The sequence below is a fragment of the Leifsonia sp. NCR5 genome, from assembly GCF_002105485.1.
GTDB lineage: Bacteria > Actinomycetota > Actinomycetes > Actinomycetales > Microbacteriaceae > Leifsonia.
Genome location: NZ_NCSR01000003.1, coordinates 135106 through 156104 on the forward strand (window position 1 = coordinate 135106; position 20999 = coordinate 156104).

At 69.8% G+C, this 20999-nt stretch carries 17 protein-coding genes; 7 read left to right on the top strand and 10 right to left on the bottom strand.

The window, feature by feature from the left end:
- The first annotated feature begins 263 nt into the window (after positions 1-263).
- Genes B7438_RS04170 through B7438_RS04180 form a run of 3 tightly spaced genes read left to right on the top strand, consistent with a single transcriptional unit; the run spans position 264 to position 2855 of the window.
- On the top strand, positions 264-1196 hold the full coding sequence (locus tag B7438_RS04170) for an NAD-dependent epimerase/dehydratase family protein (RefSeq protein ID WP_085368285.1): 933 nt from the start codon (positions 264-266) through the stop codon (positions 1194-1196).
- Positions 1189-2283, top strand: coding sequence for a S66 peptidase family protein (locus B7438_RS04175; protein ID WP_179150720.1), 1095 nt, complete (start codon positions 1189-1191; stop codon positions 2281-2283). The genes B7438_RS04170 and B7438_RS04175 overlap by 8 nt, the downstream gene beginning before the upstream one ends.
- Positions 2280-2855 carry a hypothetical protein gene (locus tag B7438_RS04180; protein WP_085368286.1) on the top strand — a complete coding sequence of 192 codons (576 nt, stop codon included), beginning with the start codon at positions 2280-2282 and terminating at the stop codon, positions 2853-2855. The genes B7438_RS04175 and B7438_RS04180 overlap by 4 nt, the downstream gene beginning before the upstream one ends.
- 51 nt (positions 2856-2906) lie before the next feature.
- Here B7438_RS04180 and B7438_RS04185 read toward each other — a convergent pair whose 3' ends face one another.
- The 3 genes from B7438_RS04185 to B7438_RS04195 form a co-directional block, all read right to left on the bottom strand.
- Positions 2907-3314: a hypothetical protein gene (locus B7438_RS04185; RefSeq protein ID WP_085368287.1), complete on the bottom strand. Its 408-nt coding sequence runs from the start codon at positions 3312-3314 to the stop codon at positions 2907-2909.
- A gap of 2 nt (positions 3315-3316) precedes the next feature.
- Positions 3317-3940: a DUF11 domain-containing protein gene (locus B7438_RS04190; RefSeq protein WP_085368288.1), complete on the bottom strand. Its 624-nt coding sequence runs from the start codon at positions 3938-3940 to the stop codon at positions 3317-3319.
- 112 nt (positions 3941-4052) lie between these two features.
- Positions 4053-9821, bottom strand: coding sequence for a DUF11 domain-containing protein (locus tag B7438_RS04195; protein ID WP_256921858.1), 5769 nt, complete (start codon positions 9819-9821; stop codon positions 4053-4055).
- A 291-nt stretch (positions 9822-10112) separates the two neighbouring features.
- Here B7438_RS04195 and B7438_RS04200 point away from each other — a divergent pair, with 291 nt between their 5' ends.
- The gene (locus B7438_RS04200) at positions 10113-11666 is read left to right on the top strand and encodes a LuxR C-terminal-related transcriptional regulator (RefSeq protein ID WP_143465593.1); all 1554 of its coding nucleotides are present in this window, start codon (positions 10113-10115) and stop codon (positions 11664-11666) included.
- 22 nt (positions 11667-11688) lie between these two features.
- Here B7438_RS04200 and B7438_RS04205 read toward each other — a convergent pair whose 3' ends face one another.
- Together B7438_RS04205 and B7438_RS04210 are read right to left on the bottom strand one after the other, a co-directional pair.
- The gene (locus B7438_RS04205; RefSeq protein WP_085368291.1) at positions 11689-12585 is read right to left on the bottom strand and encodes a serine hydrolase; all 897 of its coding nucleotides are present in this window, start codon (positions 12583-12585) and stop codon (positions 11689-11691) included.
- The gene (locus B7438_RS04210) at positions 12578-13471 is read right to left on the bottom strand and encodes a LysR family transcriptional regulator (RefSeq protein ID WP_085368292.1); all 894 of its coding nucleotides are present in this window, start codon (positions 13469-13471) and stop codon (positions 12578-12580) included. Before B7438_RS04210 ends, B7438_RS04205 begins: the two co-directional genes overlap by 8 nt.
- 88 nt (positions 13472-13559) lie before the next feature.
- On the opposite strand from B7438_RS04210, the gene bla reads away from it, so the two are divergent.
- Positions 13560-14561, top strand: a complete 1002-nt coding sequence (gene bla, locus B7438_RS04215) for a class A beta-lactamase (protein WP_143465594.1) — start codon at positions 13560-13562, stop codon at positions 14559-14561.
- Between the two features lie 6 nt (positions 14562-14567).
- Here bla and B7438_RS04220 read toward each other — a convergent pair whose 3' ends face one another.
- The 5 genes from B7438_RS04220 to B7438_RS04240 all read right to left on the bottom strand — a co-directional run bounded on the left by B7438_RS04220 (position 14568) and on the right by B7438_RS04240 (position 19050).
- The gene (locus tag B7438_RS04220) at positions 14568-15803 is read right to left on the bottom strand and encodes an RNA polymerase sigma factor (protein WP_085368293.1); all 1236 of its coding nucleotides are present in this window, start codon (positions 15801-15803) and stop codon (positions 14568-14570) included.
- Positions 15800-16123: a YciI family protein gene (locus B7438_RS04225; protein WP_085368294.1), complete on the bottom strand. Its 324-nt coding sequence runs from the start codon at positions 16121-16123 to the stop codon at positions 15800-15802. Before B7438_RS04225 ends, B7438_RS04220 begins: the two co-directional genes overlap by 4 nt.
- Positions 16124-16155: 32 nt before the next feature.
- The gene (locus B7438_RS04230) at positions 16156-16767 is read right to left on the bottom strand and encodes a dihydrofolate reductase family protein (RefSeq protein WP_085368295.1); all 612 of its coding nucleotides are present in this window, start codon (positions 16765-16767) and stop codon (positions 16156-16158) included.
- Positions 16768-16873: 106 nt separating this feature from the next.
- The gene (locus tag B7438_RS04235) at positions 16874-17812 is read right to left on the bottom strand and encodes an RNA polymerase sigma-70 factor (RefSeq protein ID WP_085368296.1); all 939 of its coding nucleotides are present in this window, start codon (positions 17810-17812) and stop codon (positions 16874-16876) included.
- Positions 17809-19050: an NAD(P)/FAD-dependent oxidoreductase gene (locus B7438_RS04240; protein ID WP_085368297.1), complete on the bottom strand. Its 1242-nt coding sequence runs from the start codon at positions 19048-19050 to the stop codon at positions 17809-17811. The genes B7438_RS04235 and B7438_RS04240 overlap by 4 nt, the downstream gene beginning before the upstream one ends.
- A gap of 120 nt (positions 19051-19170) precedes the next feature.
- On the opposite strand from B7438_RS04240, the gene B7438_RS04245 reads away from it, so the two are divergent.
- Entirely contained in the window at positions 19171-20031 is an 861-nt protein-coding gene (locus B7438_RS04245) for an ABC transporter ATP-binding protein (RefSeq protein ID WP_085368298.1), read from the top strand.
- Entirely contained in the window at positions 20028-20999 is a 972-nt protein-coding gene (locus B7438_RS04250; RefSeq protein WP_085368299.1) for an iron-siderophore ABC transporter substrate-binding protein, read from the top strand. Before B7438_RS04245 ends, B7438_RS04250 begins: the two co-directional genes overlap by 4 nt.

Here is a 20999-nt window from a genome sequence, read left to right on the forward strand (position 1 = left end):
CCATCGAGAGGACCGCGACCATAGCTGTCTTTGCCATCTTTTTCATGAATTGACTCCAATCTCGATACATCGCCATCGACCGCCTGGGCGCTTCATCGCGATACCAACACGGTATATGCGGGTCGCACGCATCTAAAATTTATCTATAAGAATGCAACGTTTTGTGTGAGAAGCGGGGCCGTTTTCACTTATCCAATGCGGCGTGCAACCGACTCCCGCGGGGCACCGGTAGATTGCAGTGCAGAGACGAACGGGGGACGTGGATGCGCGCGGTCGTGCTGGGCGGGACGGGGGCCATCGGAGGGGCGACGGCGGAGAGGCTCGCGCTGAGCGGCTGGACGGTCGACGTCACCGGTCGCGACGCTGCGGCGATGCCGGCCGAACTCGCCGAGGCTGGGGTGCGGTTCCATGCGCTGCCGCGGACCGACGCATCCGTGATCGGGCGGCTGGTCGGCGACGACACCGACCTGCTGGTCGACCTGGTGGCCTACTCGGCACGGGATGTGCGCAGCCTGCTCCCCGTGATGGGCTCGGTCGCGCACACGGTCGTCATCTCGACCAGGGCCGTCTACGTCGACGCGGACGGGCGACACATCAACGGCGACGAGCCTCCGCGGTTCGCCGTTCCGCTGCGCGAAGACAATCCGACGCTTCCCCCTGCCGGCGACGACGTCGACCCGTACACGCGCGACGGGTACGCGCCGTCGAAGGTCGCGGTGGAGTTGGCGGCGCTCAGCAGCGGACTGCCCGTCACGGTGATCCGGCCGTCGAAGGTGCACGGTCGCTGGGCGCGCAATGCACGCAGCCGGCACTTCGTCGAGCGGATGCTGCGCGGAGACGAACGGATCGAGCTGGCCGAGGGTGGGCGGTCCGTCGACCATCTGACCGCTGCGGCGAACACGGCCGCGCTCATCGAGGCCATCGCGGGCACGCCGGGGACGCGCATCCTGAACAGTGCCGACCCGGACACGCCGACGGCGGAAGAGATCGCGCGGGCGATCGGCGACCGGGTGGGCTGGCAGGGAGCGCTCGACCTCGTGGATGCGCCGGACGACGGCGAGCGCGGACACCACCCGTGGCGCACGGTGCACCCGATCGTGCTCGACACCACCGCATCCACGTCGCTCGGCTACACGCCGGTCGGGCGCGGGATCGACCTGCTGATGGACGAAGTGGATTGGGTGGGCCGTGGCTGAACACGTCATCCGCCCGCTCCTCTCGCCCGGGAAGCTGCGGCCCGGCGACAGGATCGCGGTGCTGTCTCCGTCGTTCGCCGCGCCGGGGTTTGCGCCGGAGGTGCACGAGCAGGCCATGCGACGGCTCGCGGAGGCGACCGGACTGGTGCCGGTCGAATACCCGACCACCCGGATGCTCGGCGCGACACCGGAGGCGCGCGCCGCCGACCTGAACGCCGCGTTCGGCGACCCGGACATCCGGGCGATCATCGCGACGATCGGCGGCGACGACCAGATCACGGTCGTCCCGCATCTCGACGCCGCCCTCGCCACCGCGAACCCCACGATCTTCCTCGGCTACAGCGACAACACGAACATCCTGAACTGGATGTGGCACCTCGGGATCGAGGCGTACTACGGCGGTTCCACCCAGGTGCACCTCGGCCCAGGACCCGGCATCGACCCCATCCACCTGGCGTCCCTGCGGGCGGCACTGCTCGACGGAGGCCGCCTCGAGGTGACCGATCCCGGCGACTCCGAAGACTTCGGGATCGACTGGCGTTCGCCGCGCGCGCTGACCGACCACGGCGACCGCGAGACGACCGAACCGTGGGTGTGGGCCGGACCCGCCGCGCGCGTCACCGGACGCACCTGGGGCGGATGCATCGAGGTGGTCGACCAGCTGGCGGTCGCCGACCGGCTCCCCGCACTCGACGCGCTGCGCGGCGCGGTGCTCATCCTCGAGACGAGCGAAGAGGTGCCGCCCGCGCGACTGATCCGGCGATGGATGCGCGCCCTCGGCGAGCGCGGCATCCTCGGCGCGGTGGCGGGCGTGATCGTCGCGCGGCCGGCCGCAAGTGAGTTCGGCGACGTTCCGCCCGCGGCGGACCGGGCCGCATACCGGGCCGAGCAGAGCGCGACCGTCATCGACGAGGTCGCGCGGTACAACCCAGATGCGGTGGTTTGCGCGGGCGTGCCCTTCGGGCACACGCGGCCGCAGTGGATACTGCCGTACGGCGGCGTGGTGGAGCTGGACGGTGCGGCGCGGACGCTGGTGGCGGACTACGGGACTGTAGACAACGGTGTTGTGGACGGGGTGACGCGGTGACGCCGGAGGAGGCAGCATCCGTGCTCGGGGTGCCGCTCACGGCGACGGCCGACGACGTCGATCGGGTGTACACGTGGCGCGTCGGCTCCCTCGGGCCGGGCGACACGGCGCGGCGCGAAGCACTGACGCAGGCCAGGGCGGTGCTGCTGAGGGGGCCGTCGCGGCAGCGGACGGGCGCGATCGTCGCGTGGTCGCTCGGCGGCGTGCTGGGGGTGATGGCGCTCCTCGCCGTCGTGGCTGTCGTCACGACCTCGGTATTCGGGCTGGGGCCGGGTGGTGCGGCGGCCCCGCAGCGCAGCGGGGAGCCCGCCCCGCTCAACAGCTCCGCCTACGACGGTGTCAGCGTGCAGTATGCGGGCGACGGGTGGTCCTTCATCCTCACCTCCCCCCGCGACTGCCCGGCGGCGAAGGTGGTCGTCGGCTTCGCTGACGCATCCGGCCAGGACACGATCGACCAGCTCACCGACACCGCGCCCCTGCAGGCCGGCATCGCGTACACCTACACCGCACCCGACGGCGCGTCCGTGCACCAGTACGCGCACATCGACGAGATCGTCTGCCACGCCATGTAGCTGGCCGCGAGATGCCAGCATCTGTCGCGCATCCCGGGCGTTTCGCGACAGTTACTGGTGTCTCGCGTGGGGAGGAGTTAGGAAGGCTGCGAGGAGGGCGGAGGCGCGGTATCCGTAGGTTCCGCCGATGTCCGGGCCCTCCTGCCGGATGAGGCCGGCTTGGTCCCAGCGGAGGATGTGAGCCTCGGGGATGCCTGCGACCGCGGCGAAGTCTTCGGCGGTTATGAGGCCGTCGACGGTGCTTCGGAGACGAATCGAGTTGGAGCTGGCGCCGAGGGAGGCGGCGATCGCCGCGTTCGTGTGCCCGAGCTGCACCGCTCCGCCGAGCAGGTGCCTGGTGGTTCGATACGCCACCCGTCGCCCCGGACCCTGCGCGAGGTTCTCCGCAGTGGCGGCAGCGTGGAGCAGCTCGACGATCAGCTCGAGGTTTTCGGCCAGGGAGCGTACCCCCACGCTCATGTCTAGTTCTGCGTCCCGCGTCGCGGGCGCGTGCGGTTGCGCACGGTGAGAACGATCGCGGCAGCGGCGATGATGACCAGGAGGATGCCGCCGCCGATGATCCACGGGAGCACGGTCGGGGCGCTGCGGGTGGCGGCTGCTCGGGCCGGCTTCTGGTTGGGCGTGTCCTTCACGCCCTGGATGAAGCTGGCGTTGGCCGTGCGGACGACGGGCTTCTTGCCGTCTCCGACGTAGACGCTGGCCACCGCGGTGACGCGCCGCTCGGTCGATGGGATCTTTCCGATCGTGGCGCTGATGGTAAAGGAGTTGTCCGCTCCTGGTGCGATGGTCGGCGTCCAGGTCGCCGTGTTCTTGTCCACAGTCGCGCCGGTGGTCGCGCCGAGCTCGAGGTAGCCGGGCGCCTCGAGGGCGATCGTGACGGCTGCTTCGGCGGCGCCCAGGTTCTTCACGTGCCCCGTGTATGTGACCTTGTCGCCCGTCGTGACCGTCTTCTCACTGTTCGTCAGCGTGACGGAGAGCTGCGCGGCGGGCTCCTCCGCGCGCGCGGGCGAGGTGGGTATGACGGCTGTGGGGAGCAGCGCGACCGCGATCGCAGTTGCGAGAAGAGTTCGGGAGATGGTGCGCATCGGGTTTCCTTTGCATGCGACAGACGGGTCGGGTCCTCCTGGCATGCGCGGAGGAGGGCGCATGGTCCTGGGTGAGCCCCGCCCGAGGGGCCCACCCAGGACTGTGTTTCGGCTACTGCTTGGTGGAAGCAGTACGGCGGCGGCGGCTGAAGAACACCAGCGCAGCTCCACCGAGCGCCAGGAACGCGCCGACGATGATCGCCGGGACGGCGAGCGTCGAACCGGTGTGCGCGAGGCCCGCGACCGGCGGGTCGCCGATCGTGGTCTTCACCGAGCATCCCGTTCCGTCCGATTCGGTGATGCAGTTGCCGCCGTTCGGTGTGACGACCGCGTTGGCGAGCACCTTGTCACCCGTATCCGGCGTGTTGACCTTCACCGAGTATGTGACCGCGGTCGTCGATCCGACCGTGAGCGCTCCGGACCAGGAGAGCACCGGCTTGACGTAGGTCGCGCCACCGGTTGCGTCGCCGTTGTATGTGGCGTCGTCCAGCACCTTGGACAGGTCGTCGGTGAAGGAGGCCGGGTTGGCGGTCGTGTAGTCGACCTTGCCGGTGTTGCTCACCGTGATCGTGTACGTCACGGTCGCGCCGGGCATGGCGTTGGCCTTGTCGACCGTCTTCTTCACGGTGAATCCGGCGACCGGATCGTTGGTGGTGCAGGACGCGGCCGGGTCGCATTCGCCACCCGTCCCCGGGACGACCGTGTTCTTCAGCTCGTGGTCGCCCGTGTCTGGGCTGTTCACGGTGACCGAGTATGTCGCCGTGACCGTGCCACCGACGGGGATCGCAACCGCCCAGGCCAGCGTCGGTGCGCTGTAGGTGGCACCGTTGCTGGCGTCGCCGTTGTATGCGGCGTCATCCAGCACCGAGGACAGGTCGTCGGTGAAGACGGCCGGCTTCGCGGCGGTGAAGGCCGCGCTTCCGGTGTTGGTGACGGTGATCGTGTACGTGATCACGTCACCAGGGGCAGCGCTGGTCGAACTCGACGCCTTGGCCACGGTGAAGGACTGGACGTTCGTCGTCGTGGTGCACTCTCCTGCCGGATCGCAGGCGCCTCCACCGCCGGTGGGTCGCACCGCGTTGGTGAGCGTCTTGTCGCCGGCATCCGGGTTGTTGACGGTCACCGAATACGTGACTGTGACCGTCTGGCCGACCGCGAGCGGACCCGACCAGGTCAGGTTCGGCGTTGCGAACACGGCTCCGCTGCTGGCATCACCGTTGTAGGTGGCGTCATCGAGCACCGAGGACAGGTCGTCAGTGAAGGAGGCCGGCTTCGCCGCGGTGTATGCGACGCTTCCGGTGTTCTTCACAGTGACCGTGTACGTCACGACGCCACCGGGCGCGGCCGTGGTGGAGCTGGCCGTCTTGGCCACCGTGTACGAGCCTGACGGGATGTCGACCGAGCACGCCGGGTCGGTGGAACCGACGGCACAGCCGCCGTCCGGCGGGGTGACCACTGCGTTGTGCAGCTTCTGGTCACCGGTCACCGGGTCGTTCACCGTCACGCTGTACGTGAACGTCTCCGACGCCCCGACCGCAAGGGGGCCCGACCAAGACAGCGTCGGGGCCGCGTACGTGGCGCCGTTGGTGGCGTCGCCGTTGTATGTGGCGTCATCCAGCACCTGGGTCAGGTCATCCGTCCACGAGGCCGGCCCGGTGGCCGTGTAGTCGGCCTTGCCGGTGTTGGTCACGGTGATCGTGTACGTGATCACGCCACCCGGGACCACCGTGCTGGTGTTCGCGGACTTGGTCACGCTGTAGGACTGCACCGGAGTTTCCGTGGTGCAGTCGCCCGGGGCGCAGCTGCCGTCCGGCCCGGTGGGCACGACAGCGTTGCTGAGCGTGTGGTCACCGGTGTCCGGGTCGTTCACCGTCACCGAGTATGTGACCGTGACGCTTCCGCCGACGGGGATCGCGAGAGCCCAGGCCAGGGTCGGCGCCGTGTATGTGGCGCCGTTGGTGGCGTCGCCGTTGTACGTGGCGTCATCCAGCACGGCCGTCAGGTTGTCGGTGAAGCTCGCAGGAGCCGCCGCCGTGTACGCCGTCTGACCGGTGTTGGTGACCGTGATCGTGTAGCTGACCACGTCGCCGGGGTGGACGGTCGTGGAGCTGGCCGCCTTGGACAGGCTGAACGCCTTCAGCAGGGTCGTCGTCGTGCACTCGCTCGCTGGGTCGCACCCGCCGCCGGTGCCCGGGGTGGGGGTGACGGCATTCGTCAGCCTGCCGTCACCGGATCCTGCGGCTCCCACGGTCACCGAGTACGTGACGGTGGTCGTCGCACCGACACCGAGGGGGCCGGACCAGCTCAGGATCGGAGCGGCGTATGTCGCCCCGTTGTTCGCGTCGTTGTTGTACGTCGCGTCATCCAGCACCGCCGACAGGTCGTCGGTGAACGACGCCGGGGCCGCGGCGGTGTATGCGACAGCACCCGTGTTGGTCACCGTCACCGTGTATGTGACCTTGCCAGCCGGGGAGACGGATCCCGTCGGACTGGCGGTCTTCGAGACCGTGAACGACGCAACGTCGTTCGTGGTCGCGCAGCTGCCGGTCGTGGCACAGCTGCCGCCGTCGCCGGGCACGACCGCGTTGGTCAGCACCTTGTTGCCGGTGTCCGGGTCCTTCACGGTCACCGAGTATGTGATCGTCGCCGTTGCACCGGCCGCCAATGCGCCCGACCAGGTGAGTGTGCTGCCGGTCACGGTGGCACCGTTGCTGGCGTCGCCGTTGTACGCGGCGTCATCGAGGACCTTCGACAGGTCGTCGGTGAACGAGGCCGGGTCCGCGGCGGTGAAGTCGCCGGTGCCCGTGTTCGTGACCGTCACCGTGTAGGTGACCGTGTCGCCCGGATGCACGTTCCCGGCCGGGCTCGAGGACTTGGCGACCGTGAAGGTGCGGACCGGTGTGGTCGTGGTGCACTCTCCAGCCGGATCGCAGCTGCCGCCGCCGGTGGTGGGACGCACGGTGTTCTTCACCGACTTGTCGCCCGTGTCCGGGTCGTCGATGGTGACGGAGTACGTGACGGTGATCGTCTGCCCGATGGCGAGGGGGCCCGACCAGGTCAGGTCCGTGCCGGTCACGGTGGCGCCGTTGCTGGCGTCGCCGTTGTACGCGGCATCGTCGAGCACACCCGAGAGGTCATCGGTGAACGAGGCCGGCTCGGCTGCGGTGTAGTCGCTGTCGCCGGTGTTGGTGACCGTCACCGTGTACGTGATCGTGTCGCCGGGCAGCACCGAGGTGGTGCTGGCCGACTTGGCGACGGTGTACGAGCCGGAAGGGATGTCGACGAAACAGGCCGGGTCGGTGGAACCGGCCGGGCAGGTGCCCCCGTTGGTGGTGACCACCGCGTTGTGCAGCTTCTGGTCGCCCGTGTCCGGCGAGTTCACGGTGACGGAGTACGTGAACGTCGCCGTCGCGCCGATCGCCAGCGGTCCAGACCACGACAGGGTGGGAGCTGCGTACGTCGCACCGCCCGTGACGTCACCGTTGTAGGTCGCGTCGTCGAGCACCGCGGTCAGATCGTCGGACCACGACGCCGGGTTGGCGGCGGTGTAGTCGGCCTGTCCGGTGTTGGTGACCGTGATCGTGTACGTGATGGCGTCACCGGGGATGACCTGGTTGGTGTCGGCCGTCTTGGTCACGCTGAAGGACTGGACCGGGGTCGTCGTCGCACAGTCACCCGGAGTGACACAGCTGCCGCCCGTGCCGGGGACCACCGCGTTGCTCAGGATGTGGTTGCCGTTGTCGGGGTTGCGGACTGTCACCGAATAGGTGATCGTCTGGGTGGCCCCGACGGCGAGCGGACCGGACCAGGACAGGGTGTTCCCGGTGACCGTGGCGCCTGCGGTCGCATCACCGTTGTATGCGGCGTCATCGAGCACGCCGGAGAGGTTGTCGGTGAAGGACGCCGGATTCGCCGCCGTGTATGCGACGTTTCCGGTGTTCGTGACGTTCACGGTGTACGTGATGGTCCCACCCGGCTGCACGGACGTGGCCGAAGCGGACTTCGACACCGTGTACGACGGGTCAGGGCAGAGCGCGGTCGAGCGCACCTCAGCGTTGAAGCCCTCGGCGACGTAGTAGCTCTTGATCTGCACCAGGATCGTGTTCAGCCCCGTCTGCCAGTTGCCCTGCAGGGACGTGGTCGCGGCAGCACCGGCAAGGAAGCCGCCCCCCGTGTACGGGTTGTTCGGGCTCTGCGGCAGGTTCGCGCCGGTCTGCGCGACATTGTTCACCCAGACGCCGGCGACACTGTTGTCGGCCAGCCAGGACATGTCGAGCTGGAACGAGGAGGGGTCGACTGCGGGATCGAGATTGAACTGGTACCGGTAGTACCAGTCGCCGTATCCGGTCGACTGGTTGACGCCGTTCGCCGGGGGAACGTAGTCAGCGGTGATCCACTGCGACTTTCCGGATTGGCTCGACGCCCACAGATTGTTGACCTTGCCCGCATACGCCGGAGCGAAGGTCGTGCCCGCTGGGGGAAGAGCCGCAGCCGACGGACCGGTCGGGGCGGTCGTCGTGGTCACGTGATTCAGGCCGTCGAAGCCACCCGCGACGGTCCATCGCTGGTCCGCGGCGCCGTCCGCCATCTGGCTGCCGGTCGCTGCGTTGTACCCGGTGTTGAAGATGACGGGGTCGGTCGTACATCCGACCGTCGGCGCGGTGATCGTCAGCGTCGTGTCTCCGGGCGGGTTCAGCCCGGTCTCGGTGACGTTTCCCGGGCCGTTGGTGTAGCTGCCCGCGTCGACGCCCGTGACCTTCACCGTGAACGTGCACGAGGTCTGGCCTGCATTGAGGTTGCCTCCGGCGGTGATGGCGGTGCCGCCCGCCGCTGCCGTGATCGTGCCGGCGGCGCAAGTGGTCGTGGTGCCTGCCGGGTTCGCGACGGTCAGGCCGGACGGCAGGCTGTCCGTGAACGACCAGCCGTTCTTCGCCGCGAGTTCGGAGGTGTTAGTGACGGTGAAGGTCAGCGTGCTCGACTGACCGATCTCGATATTGGTGGGGCTGAACGCCTTGTCCAGCTGCGGGGTGACATCGAGGATGCGGATGTTGTCGAACGCGGCGTCATTGCCGGCGCCGGAGCCGTTGGCGTTCTGCATGCGGATGCCGAGGCTGGAGCCGGTGAACAGCAGCGACCCGTTCGAGGTGTACGTGCCGACGTTGACCGACTTCGCGGCGACAGAGCCACTCGCGGGGACCGCGACGGTCGTGCCGGACGAGCATGCGTTGAGCTGGCCGCCGACGTTGGTGGCGGCGCCTGCCTGGTTGAGGAAGGCGAACTGGTAGAGCGGCGCGGACGCGACCGGCGGGCAGTTCACGGCGGCGGTGTCGACGCTGAAGGTGAGGAACCGGCCCGAGGACGAAGCAAGGGGGATGTTCGTCGCGGTCTGGAACTCGGTGGCGTTCGCTCCCGGGGTGTTCTCGGTGTACGCGGTGACGGCGTGGTTTGCGCCCGGAGTCGCGGAGCCGCCGTGGACGCCCAGGGCGTATGCCAGCTGGTTGAGGTTGGCGGAGTCGTTCTCGATCTGACAGTTGCCCAGGGTCGTCGAGGGCGTGTTGTAGTTGCGGACCTGACCGTTGCAGTTCGCCAGCCACACGGCGTCGGCGGTGTACTTCTGCCCGGTCGCCCCGGTGTACGCGGCCAGGCCGACAGGCGTGTTGCCGACGCCGTTCTCGAAGTTCTCCTGGAACGCGACCGTCGGCGCCTGCGCGGTGCCTGGTGTGCCGGGTACGGCCTGTGCGGTTTCGGCAGAGCCGACGGACACCCAGCCCGCGCTGATCGTCGCCGCCACGACAGCGAGCACGACAGTGGTCGCTGCTGTGCGCCCCGGCCACTTCATCGTCAGCGTGTTACCGCCTCCACCTCGGAAGGCTTTCTTCAACCAGCGCACGCTTGTTCCCCTATCGATCAGCGGCATGAGACCATTCGGCCAGCTCACAGCTAATCGGTGCCGACACGCCGTTGTCTGCCGCCGTGAACGAATCCCACCCCGAGCGCCCGAAACTCACTCCCTTGTGACCCCCGAATGGGGCACAGGAATAGTGCGGAGTGCCGTCGCCTTCGAGGTGTGGAGGGCCGTCCGGTGCACGCTGGGGCAGCGCATCCCCGGGCCACCGGTCCCTCGGTGATGGCAATACTGGCAATGGTGAGATTCTGATCGGGTGAATGCCGAATGACCGACGAAAACGTCGAAACCGATCCGTTGATAGTGGATGCCAGAAAGAAACCCCGTCGCCTGGAAGCGCTGGTCCGCGAGGTCGCCGCTCGTGAAGGGTGGCAGAAGGCGGCGGCGGTCATCGAGAAGAACTGGGATCAGTTCGCCAGCATTGCGCCGGAACAGTTGTTGACCGCGATCAAGCGGCTTCCCGGCGAAGCGTTCGTCGAGAATCCCGGGCTCCTGGTGGCCGCGAACTATCTGCAGAACGTCAGCATCGGCGGGGATCCACGGCGGTTCTTCTACGAAGGCAGGCTGATCCCGTCGGTCGAACGGGAAGACGACCCGGACCTCGCAACACTGATCCTCCTCACCGGGCAGGCCGCCGGCGCCCGGACCAACGGCCGGCTCGACGAGGCCCGCGAGGCGGCCGAAGCAGCACAGGCGAAACTGCGCAGCCTCTCGGACGCGGCGCGCAGCCCCATGACCCACTCCCTCCCGCATCTGCGTTTCCAGTGGGGCCGCTCGCTCGATGCAGCGGATGCTCCTGGCGCCCTTTCCGAGTACGAAGAGGCGTACGACCTGGCCCTGTTCACCAAGCAGTCGGTCATCACCCGCCGAGCGGCCGGACACATCGCCTGGCATCACGCCGAAAAGGGCCGCCTGCAACTCGCCGAGTTGTGGCTTGCGCGCGCGCACGCCGAACCATCCACAGACGGACGCTACGAGGTCATCGTCTTCCTTGCTTCCGCTCTTCTCCGTCACGACCGTGCCGACCCGGCCGCGGGAAACGACCTGGCTCGCGCGCTCGCGCTCCCCTTGGGCGAGCAGTGGGCTGCCGCCCTCTGGGTGTCCGCCATCCTGGCCCGCACGGCCGCAGCGGCCGCAGCGGTTGGCGCCCGGCTGGAGAACGAAGTCCACCGCCATCCGGAAATCGCCGATCGGCGCGGGGCGAACGGACGCTACCTCCTCGCTGCGCAGAACCGTCTGGCCCGGGTCCGGCCCGGACTGCGCATCGAGCGGACGCTGCCGAGCTCGCCGACCGGACTGGATCTCGTCCTTGCCGCGTCCGACGCATACGGGAAAGGCGAATACGCTGCTGCCCTCGACCTGACCCACCGAGCCACTGCACACAGCAGCGCGCCGCGCGTGGAAGCCTCGACCCAGCTCATCACCGCGGCCGCCCATCTGGCTGTCGGGCACCCGACCGCTGCAGCGGAAGCGTTCCGGCACGCGAACGCCATCATCGAACGCGAACGCATGTTCTCCGCATACAGCTTCCTCCGCCCCGCGGATGCGACCAAGCTCGCCCGCATCTCCGGCGAACCGATCCTCGACCCCCGCCACCCGACACACGACGATCCCGCCCTCCCCAAGCTCAGCAAGGGGGAACAAGACGTCCTCCACCTGCTCGAGGCCGGCCACACGATGGGCCAGATCGCCGCGGAACTCTATGTCAGTCCGAACACCCTCAAAGGCACCGTCCGAAACCTCTACCGCAAACTCGGCGTCAACTCCCGCGACGCCGCCGTAGCGACAGCCCGCAACGCCCGCGGCCCGCACGCGTCGTAAGGTGCGGCGGCGCTGAAGGGCGTCAGCCGCGCAGGTGCTCGTAGAGGGCGCGGGCAGCGGCGCCGAGGGCGGCCTCGGCGGCCGGCTGCACCGATGCGGGGACCGTGGATGCGCTCAGCGCGACGATCGCGAAGCGGGAGCCGTCCGCGCTCTCGAGCACACCGGCCTCGTGCCGCAGGTTGAGGAGTGTGCCGGTCTTGGACGCCCAGCGGGCGTCGTCGGCGGCCAGGTCGGGGGCGAGGCGGTGGCGGATCGCGTTGCCGTGCAGGTGCTCGCGCAGCCGTGACGCGGCCACGGGCGGGATGCCGCGCTCGCGCCAGATCGCTTCGAGCAGGTCGGCGAAACCGGCGGCGGTGACCGTGTTGGTGCGCGCGACGTCGAGCTGCCGCACGGGATGGCCGTGGGCGGGGGTGCTGCCCCGGATGGCGAGGGTGTGGGCGAGGTGCGCGTCGTCGGGCGCGAACCGTTCGAGCGGGGTGTCGGACAGGTCGGCGAACGGGTGGCGGACGGCGATGCCGCGGATGCCCAGCGCATCCAGGTCGGCCATGACGTCGGCGGCGGGCACCAGGGCGAGGAGGGCGTCGGCTGCTCCGTTGTCGCTGATGGTGAGAGCGAGCGAGACGAGGTCGTCGACGGCGATGGTCGACGGGTGACGGAACCGGCCGGTGCCCGGGGTGCCCTCCGCCGGGTCGCCGGGCGGGACGGTCACGGGCGCAGCGCCGTCGATCCGGCCGTCGGCGATGCGGAGGAGGACGGACAGCGCGATCGGCACCTTCGCGAGCGAGGCGGCCGGGGTGGGGACGTCGGCGTCGATGGCGACCTCGCGGCCGGCATCGATGTCCCGGACGACGATGGATGCGCGCAGGCCCGCCGCAGCGAGATCGGCACGGACCGTGGAGAGCACGCGCTGGTCAGGCATGGGGTGCCTCCGCCCCGAGCGCTGCCGCCAGCTCGTCGGCGACCGCCGCGCGCACCGCATCCACGTCGTGGGCGCTGTCGCCGGCAAGCGCGAAACCGCGCGCGAGCGGCAGGCCGGTGAACGGCCGCCAGTGCAGGCCGAGGTCGTGGGCTTCCGCGCTGGTGCACAGCAGCAGGTCGCCGTCGGCGAGCACCGCGGCGAGCGCGGACGTGACCGACGCATCCACCGGCAGCTGCCCGGGGAGCAGGCCCGCCGCGTACGCCGCCCTGGTGAGGGGGTCGCGGAGGTGCGGCAGGTCGTCCTCGGGGGCGATCCGGATGCGGGCGCCGGCGTCCGCATCTCTGGTGCTGCGCCCGCGGCGGCTCGGCCGGAGCGCTTCGAGGCGGAGGGCGCGGTCGGAGGGGCGACGTCCGGCTGCTCCGAGTTCGGCGACCCACTCCGCCTCGTCGACGGGGACGGCGAGCACGGCGACGCGGACCGCGAGCGTGCTGGCGAGCTCTGCTCTGCGCGGCGGCGGCGCGGCGCGGAACTCGAGGCGCAGGCCGGCCGCGCTCCCGGCCGCGACGGTGACGGCGAGATCGCGTGTCGAGCACCCGGTGGGTACGGCGACCGTCACCGGCCGCAGTCTGGCGCGCTCGGCATCCAGTTCGACCTCGTCGGCGAGCCGCACCAGGCGACGGGCAGACGGCACGAGGTCGCGCCCGAACGCGGTGAGCACGGCGTGGCGGGCGTTGCGTTCGAGCAAGGGAGCGCCGAGCTGCCGTTCGAGGGCCAGGATGCGGCGGCTCGCGACCGACTGGGCAACATCCAGGGCCGCGGCGGCACGCGTCACCGACCCGCGTTCGTCGATCTCGACGAGCACCCGGTACGCCGCGATCAGGTCCACGCCAGCAGCCTAACGTCATGCTGTTTGCACATGAGTCGGCGCGATCCGGTCTTGGACGGGATGGGTGGCGGCGGGTGAGGCTGGAGGCATGAACGCTCGAACACGAATCGTCCTCCGCGCGGCCGCCGCCACCGTCGCCGCCACCGTGCTGCTGTCCGGGTGCCAGGCGGCGCTCGCCGCGACAGGGGTGGGGGTGTCCGCGGCGGCGTCCGGGGCGGTGTCCGGGGTGCACGGCACGGCCGGGGCGCCTGCCGCATCCGGCGCCCTCGCTGCATCCGCGGTGCCCGCCGCCCCCGGCGCATCCACCGCCACCAGCCGCGCTTTCGCGGCCCTCGAACGCACGCACGGCGCCACCCTCGGAGTGACCGCCGTCGACACCGGCAACGGGCGTGCGGTGGGCTACCGGTCGGGTGAGCGGTTCCCGTTCGCGTCGTCCAACAAGACGTTCATCGCCGCCGCCACCCTGCAGCGCACGACCACCGCCGACCTCGGCACGGTTATCCACTACACGCGCGCGGACCTGCTCGACTACGCGCCGATCACGAGCCGTTTCGTCGACACCGGCATGACGGTGCGCGAGCTCCTCGACGCGATGCTCCGCTTCAGCGACAACACCGCGGCCAACCTGCTGGTCGCCCGACTCGGCGGCCCGGATGCGGTCGAACAGTGGATGCGCGGCATCGGCGACCGAGTCACCAACGTCGACCGCGTCGAGCCCGACCTCAACGAGGCCCTACCCGGCGACCCCCGCGACACGACCACCCCCGCCCAGTTCGCCGCCGACCTGCGCACGGTGGTGCTCGGGAAGACGCTGGAGACGGCCGACCGGACGCTGCTCCGCAACACGATGCTCGACAACACGACAGGCGACGAGACGATCCGCGCCGGGGTGGACCCCGCGTGGCCGGTCGCCGACAAGACGGGCACGGGCGAATACGGCGTGCGGGACGACATCGCGGTGGTGTACCCGGCGGGCAGGGCGCCGGTGATCGTGGTGGTGCTGACGCGGAAGGACACGCCGGATGCCACGCCGGACAACGCGCTGGTGGCAGAGGCGGCGAAGGTGGCGGTGCGGGCGCTGGGGCGGTAGGGAGCGCTACCGCAGCCGATCGCGGAGGCGTCGCAGGCTGGCGATCTCGGCGGTGTTGCCCGCCAGGTCGATCGCCCTGTCGTACGCTGCGCGGGCATCCTGAGTGCGGCCCAGCCTGCGCAGCACGTCCGCGCGGGTTGCGTGGAACGCGTGATAGTCGCTCAGGCTCTTCTCGAGCCGGTCGACGGTCGCGAGAGCTGCTTCCGGCCCGTCGAGTTCCGCGACTGCGACGGACCTGTTCAGCTCGACGATGGGCGACGGGTCGAGCGTGACGAGCTGGTCGTAGAGGGCGAGGACCTGTGACCAATCGGTGTCGCGCATGTCGCGCGCAGAGGTGTGAACGGCGCCGATCGCCGCAAGGATCTGGTACCGCCCCGGGGCCACCCCCGCCGCGGCCGCAGCAAGACGCTCGCGCACGATCCGGTGACCCTCGGCGATGAGCACGGCGTCCCACGCTCCCCGGTCCTGCTCAGCGAGGGGAACCAGTTCGCCGTCCACCGAGATCCGGGAGGCGCGGCGGGCCTCCGTGAGGAGCATCAGCGCCAGCAGCCCGGCCACTTCGCCATTGTCCGGCATGAGGTCACGGAGCAGGCGCGTGAGCCGGATCGCCTCGGCGGTCAGGTCGGCGCGCACCGGGTCGGCGTGGGGGCCGGTCGCCAGGTAGCCCTCGTTGAAGACCAGGAAAAGCACGGCGAGGACACCGGACACCCGGTCGGGGAGGTCCGCGTCAGAGGGCACCCGATAGGGGATGCGGGCCGCCTTGATCTTCGCTTTCGCGCGGGTGATCCTCTGCCCCATCGTGCTCTCGGTCACCAGGAAGGCGCGAGCGATCTCTGCCACGGTCAGACCGCCGACCATGCGCAGGGTCAGTGCCACCCGTGCGTCCATCGCCAACGCCGGATGACAGCAGACGAAGATCAGCCGGAGCCGGTCGTCAGCGATGGCGCCGACCGGCTCGGCTGGTACGTTCTCGTACACCAGCTGAGCGTGCTTGTGCTTATCGTCTCGTTTGTTCTCGCGTCGCATCCGGTCGACGGCCTTGCGGCTGGCGGTGAGGTGGATCCAGGCACCGGGATTGGGCGGCACGCCGTCGCGCGACCACCGCTCGACGGCGATCGCGAATGCTTCGGCCGTGGCTTCTTCGGCGATGTCGAGGTTGCCGAAGCGCCTGGTCAGGCCGGCCACCACCCTGGCCCACTCGTCCTGGTGTGCCCGAGTGATCGCTCGCTCGACGTCGTTCACGCGAACGGCCGCACCTCGATCTTCCGGTCGCAGACCTTCGACGCCTCCGCGGCGAGGGCGAGTGCCACATCCAGATCGGGCGCCTCCCACACCCAGACACCGGCGAGGTATTCCTTCGACTCGACGAACGGCCCATCGCTGAAGATCGGCTGCTCGCCCCGGTTGTCGATGACCGTGGCCGTCTCGGTGTCCGCGAGTCCCCCCGCGAAGACCCAATAGCCCTGGCTGATCAGCCGTTCGTTGAACGCGCTGATTTCAGGCCGCCTGTCCGTGCTGCCGGGATCGTTCTTGTCGTCGATCACGGATACGAGGTACTGCATCTGCCGATCCTCTCCTTGGTTCCTCTATTCGATCAGAAGGTCGCGTAGCTGGGGCGGCCGACGGGGCGGAAGGTCTGAATCATGACCCCCTTCGAATCGGAACGCGCATCCACGAGGTCGAACGCGATGTCGGGGCCCGGCCGAGCGAAGAGCCGGTCACCCTGACCGAGGACCACAGGGACGGTGATGAGTTCCATCTCGTCGACGAGGTCGTGCTCCAGCAGCCACTGGATGAGACGGCTGCTTCCGTGCACCTGCAGCTCGCCGTCCCTGCTGGCCTTCAATTCCGTGACGGCGGCGAACAGATCGTCCCCGAGGACCGCCGTGTTCGCCCAGTCCGGCTCCGTCAGCGTCCTGGATGCCACGTACTTCGGCTTCGCGTTCAGGGCAACTCCGATGGGATGCCGTTTCAGGTCCTCCATCGTCCCCCAGAATTCGAGGAAGACGTCGTACGTTCGGCGGCCGAACAGAAACGCGTCGGCGCGCTGGAACGTCGCGGCGATGTGATCGCGGGTCGTGTCGTCGCCCGCTCCCCGCGCCCAGCCGCCGCGCTCGAAACCGCTGGCGCGGTCCTCCTCGGTCGAGCCGCCGTTCCCCTGAGTCACTCCGTCGAGTGTGAGCTGTGTGATCGTCGTGAGCTTCATTCTTCCGTTCGTCTCCCTGAGTCTGGGTGCCCGCTCGTGCGGCACCTTCTACCCAGACAACGAACGAGTCCGCTCGGATCCGACAACAGCCGAAAGAAATTCTCCCTCACCGCCGCGACAGCATCGTCTCCTCTCCCACGCGGGTCAGTTTCTGCGGGTTGCGGACGAAGTAGAGGCCGACGATACGGCCGTCGGCGACTTGGGCGGCGAGGACGCCGTCCATCTCGCCGTCGACGCTGAGGACCAGAGCCGGGTTGCCGTTGACGGTCGTCGCCGCCCCGGTGACGGATGCGCCCGTCTTGCGGATGCCTCCTGCGATGAAGCGGGCGACCTTGTCGGCGCCGACGATCGGGCGGAGGGCTGCCTGCTTGACGCCGCCGCCGTCGCTGACGAGCACCACATCCGGGGCCAGCACGGCGAGGACGCCCTGCGTGTCCCCGGTCTCCACCGCGACCCGGAAGGCTTCGAGGGCCGCTCGCGCCTCGCCGGCCGTGACGGTGACGCGGGGGCGCCGCGCCTCCACGTGCCCGCGGGCGCGGTGGGCGATCTGGCGCACGGCGGCCGGGGTCCTGTCGACGGCGGCGGCGATCTCGTCGAAGCCGAAACCGAACACCTCGCGCAGCACGAACACGACCCGCTCGGTGGGGCCGAGGGTTTCCAGCACCACCATGAGCGCAATCGAGACGGACTCGGCGAGTTCGGCGTCGTCGGCCACATCCGGGGCGGTCAGCAGTGGCTCGGGCAGCCACGGGCCCACGTACGCCTCGCGGCGGCGCTGCACGGAACGCAGGCGGTTGAGGGCGAGCCTGGTCGCGATCCTGACCAGGTACGCACGCTCGTTGCGCACCTCCGCCCTGTCGACCCTCACCCAGCGCAGCCAGGTCTCCTGCAGCACGTCCTCCGCGTCGGCGGCCGAGCCGAGCATCTCGTACGCGACGGTGAACAGCAGGTTCCGGTGGGCGACGAAGAACTCGGTGGCGTCACCGGATGCGTCGGCCGCCGGGCCGTCCTGCCGGTCCGCGTCCTCCGCCTCGTCGTCGCTCACGCCAGCTCCCCTCCACCCGAAACCGCACCAGCACCAGCACCCACACCCGACGCGGCTCCCGCATCCGCACCCGCTTCTGCGAGCATACGGCGGCGCTCCCGATCTCCGAAGGCCGCCGGGAGTCGCGTCGCCCCGGGATGGCGCGCCTCGATGACCAGCGACTCGACCGTTCCCCAGCACACCACCTCTTTCACTTTCGCTCCCGCGCGCCCGGAGATGTACACCCCCGTCGCGGTGTCGTTCCTGTGCTCGAACTGGAAGATGCCGCTGCGCCGTCCGAGGCTGATGCACAGTCCGACGAAGCCGAGCACGAACGGCGCCGGCTGCCCTCCGGCGATGCGGCGCAGTACCGTGTCCGCCGCCGAACCGCCGAGCGGGCCGGCTGCCTGGCAGCTCATCCGCACCGCGAGCCCCGACGGGGCGGCCGAGTCTCCCGCCGCCACGATGCGGTCGTCGTCCACGCTGGTCAGCGTCTCGTCGGTGACCAGGCGGCCGATGGCGTCCGTGGTCAGCCCGCTGCTCCGCGCCAGTTGCGGCACGCCGAAACCGGTCGCCCACACGGTCACCACGCTCGGGATGCTGCGTCCGTCCGCCAGCTGGACCGCATCCGGTGTCACAGCGGTCACCCGCGAGCCCTGGCCGTCCTCGATGCGGACGCCGAGCGCCGCGAGCCGTCGCTCGACCGTCCGCCGGGCGCGCTGGTGCAGCGTCGGACCGAGCGGACCGGCGCAGAACAGCACGACGTCGCGGCCCTGCTCGGCGAGCTCCGCCGCGGTCTCGATGCCCGCCGGACCACCGCCCACGACGGCGACGGGAGCCGCCTGGCCTGCCGCCGCGAGCGCATCCCGCAGCCGTTCGGCGTCGGCGAGGTCGGCGATCGGATGCGCGTGCTCGGCCGCACCGGGCACCTCCAGCACCGCGCGCCCGCTGCCGAGGGCGTAGACGAGGTAGTCGTAGCCGAGCACGGCACCGGATGCGAGCTTCACGGTCCGCGCATCCCGGTCGATGCGGTCGGCGGTGTCGACCACGAGCCGGATGCCGTCGGCGAGCACTTTCGCGTATTCGACCACGGCGTCGTCCGAGCCACCGGCCAGCTGGTGCAGCCGGATGCGCTCGACGAAGACGGGCCGCGCGTTGACAAGGGTCACGGCGATGTCGCCGCGCGTGGTGAGGCGGTTTGCTGCTGTCACTCCTGCGTATCCTCCGCCGATGACGACGACCTGGATCGGGGTGGTCATGAGATCTCCTTCGTTCGACTCTCTGCCCCTTGAGACACCGGTGGATGCGGACGTGTGACACGCGCGGCGGAACAATTCCCGGTTGCCGAGTTAGGTAAGGCTGCCCTAAGCTCTTGCATCGTGACCTCCCGCCGCCCGACGCATCCCGAGCATCACGCCGGGCTTCGGGCCGCCGCCGTCACGGTCGCGTACGACGGTGTGGATGTGGTCCACGGCGCCGACCTCGACCTCCCGGCCGGGCGCGTCACGGCGCTGATCGGCCCGAACGGGAGCGGGAAATCCACCCTGCTGCGCGCCATCGCCCGGCTGCACGCCGCCCGCGCCGGACGTGTGACGCTGCACGGCGACGGCGACCCGACCGACGCCCTCACCCTCTCTCGCACCGCCTTCGCCCGCCGCATCACCCTCCTCGCCCAGAGCCGCCCCACCCCCGCCGGCCTGAGCGTGCGCGACGTCGTCGGTTTCGGCCGCCACCCGCACCGGCAGCGGTTCCGCGGCACCGACCAGGACGGTCCGGCGACCGTCGAGCGCGCCATGTCGCTGACCGGCGTCTCCGAGTTCGCCGAGCGCGGCGTGGAGGTCCTGTCCGGCGGGCAGCTGCAGCGGGTATGGCTGGCGTGCTGTCTCGCGCAGGACACCGATGTGCTGCTGCTCGACGAGCCCACCACCTACCTCGATCTGCGCTACCAGGTGGAGATCCTCGACCTCATCCGGGAGCTCGCCGACGTGCACGGCGTGACCATCGGCGTCGTCCTGCACGACCTCGACCAGGCGGCGGCCGTCGCCGATCAGGTCGTGCTGCTCTCGGCCGGTCGCGTCGTCGCATCCGGCACCGCCGAGGAGGTCTACGACCCCGCGCTCCTCACCGAGACGTACGGCATCCGGATCGACGTGGATGTGAACCCGTCGACCGGCATGCCACGAACACACCCGATGGGCAGCCATCACCTGAGAACCGAAAGGACCCCCACCCCCTCATGATCAGACACCGGATCGCAGCAGCGCTCGCCGTCGCCACCGTGCTCGCCCTCACTGGATGCGGCACCACGGAGGCACCGGCGGCGAACGGCTCAGCAGCGAGCGCGCTCACCATCACCGATGCGCGCGGCGAGAAGGTGAAGCTCGACGGCCCGGCCAAGCGCGTCGTCGGGACCGAGTGGGGTGTCGTCGAGACGCTGGTGAGCCTGGGCGTCGACCCGGTCGGCGTCGCCGACGTGAAGGGGTACACCGCGTACGACACGGCCGCGCCGCTCCCCAAGGACGTGAAGGACATCGGCACCCGCGGAGAGCCCAGCCTCGACACGGTCGCCGCGCTCAAGCCGGACCTGATCGTCGCCACCACCGACCTCACCGACTCGGCCATCGCGCAGCTCGAGAAGGTGGGCCCGGTGATCGTCGTGCGGTCGGCGGACGCGTCGAAGCAGATCGACCAGATGATCGAGAACACCGAGCTGATCGCCGAGGCGACGGGCACCGAGTCCCAGGCGAAGACCGAGATCGAGGCGTTCAAGAAGACGGTGAGCGACGGCAAGGCGAAGCTGGAGGCGGCCGGTCTCGGCGGGACGCCGCTCGCGTTCGCCGACGGCTGGCAGGAGGGCAACCAGGTCTCGGTGCGCCCGTACGTCACCGGTTCGCTGATCGCCGACATCAACACCGAGCTCGGCCTCACCGACCCGTGGAAGCTCGAAGGCGACAAGGCGTACGGCCTCGCTGCCACCGACGTCGAGGGCCTCACGAAGCTCGGCGACGTGCGCTTCGCATACATCGCCAACGACTCCGACGGAGGAGACCCGTTCGCGGACGGCCTCAAGGACAACGCCGTCTGGAAGTCCCTGCCGTTCGTGCAGAAGGGCACCGTCTACCGTCTGCCGGACGGCATCTGGATGTTCGGCGGCACGGCCTCCGCGCAGCAGTACGTCGACGCCATCGTGAAGGCTCTGACGAACTGA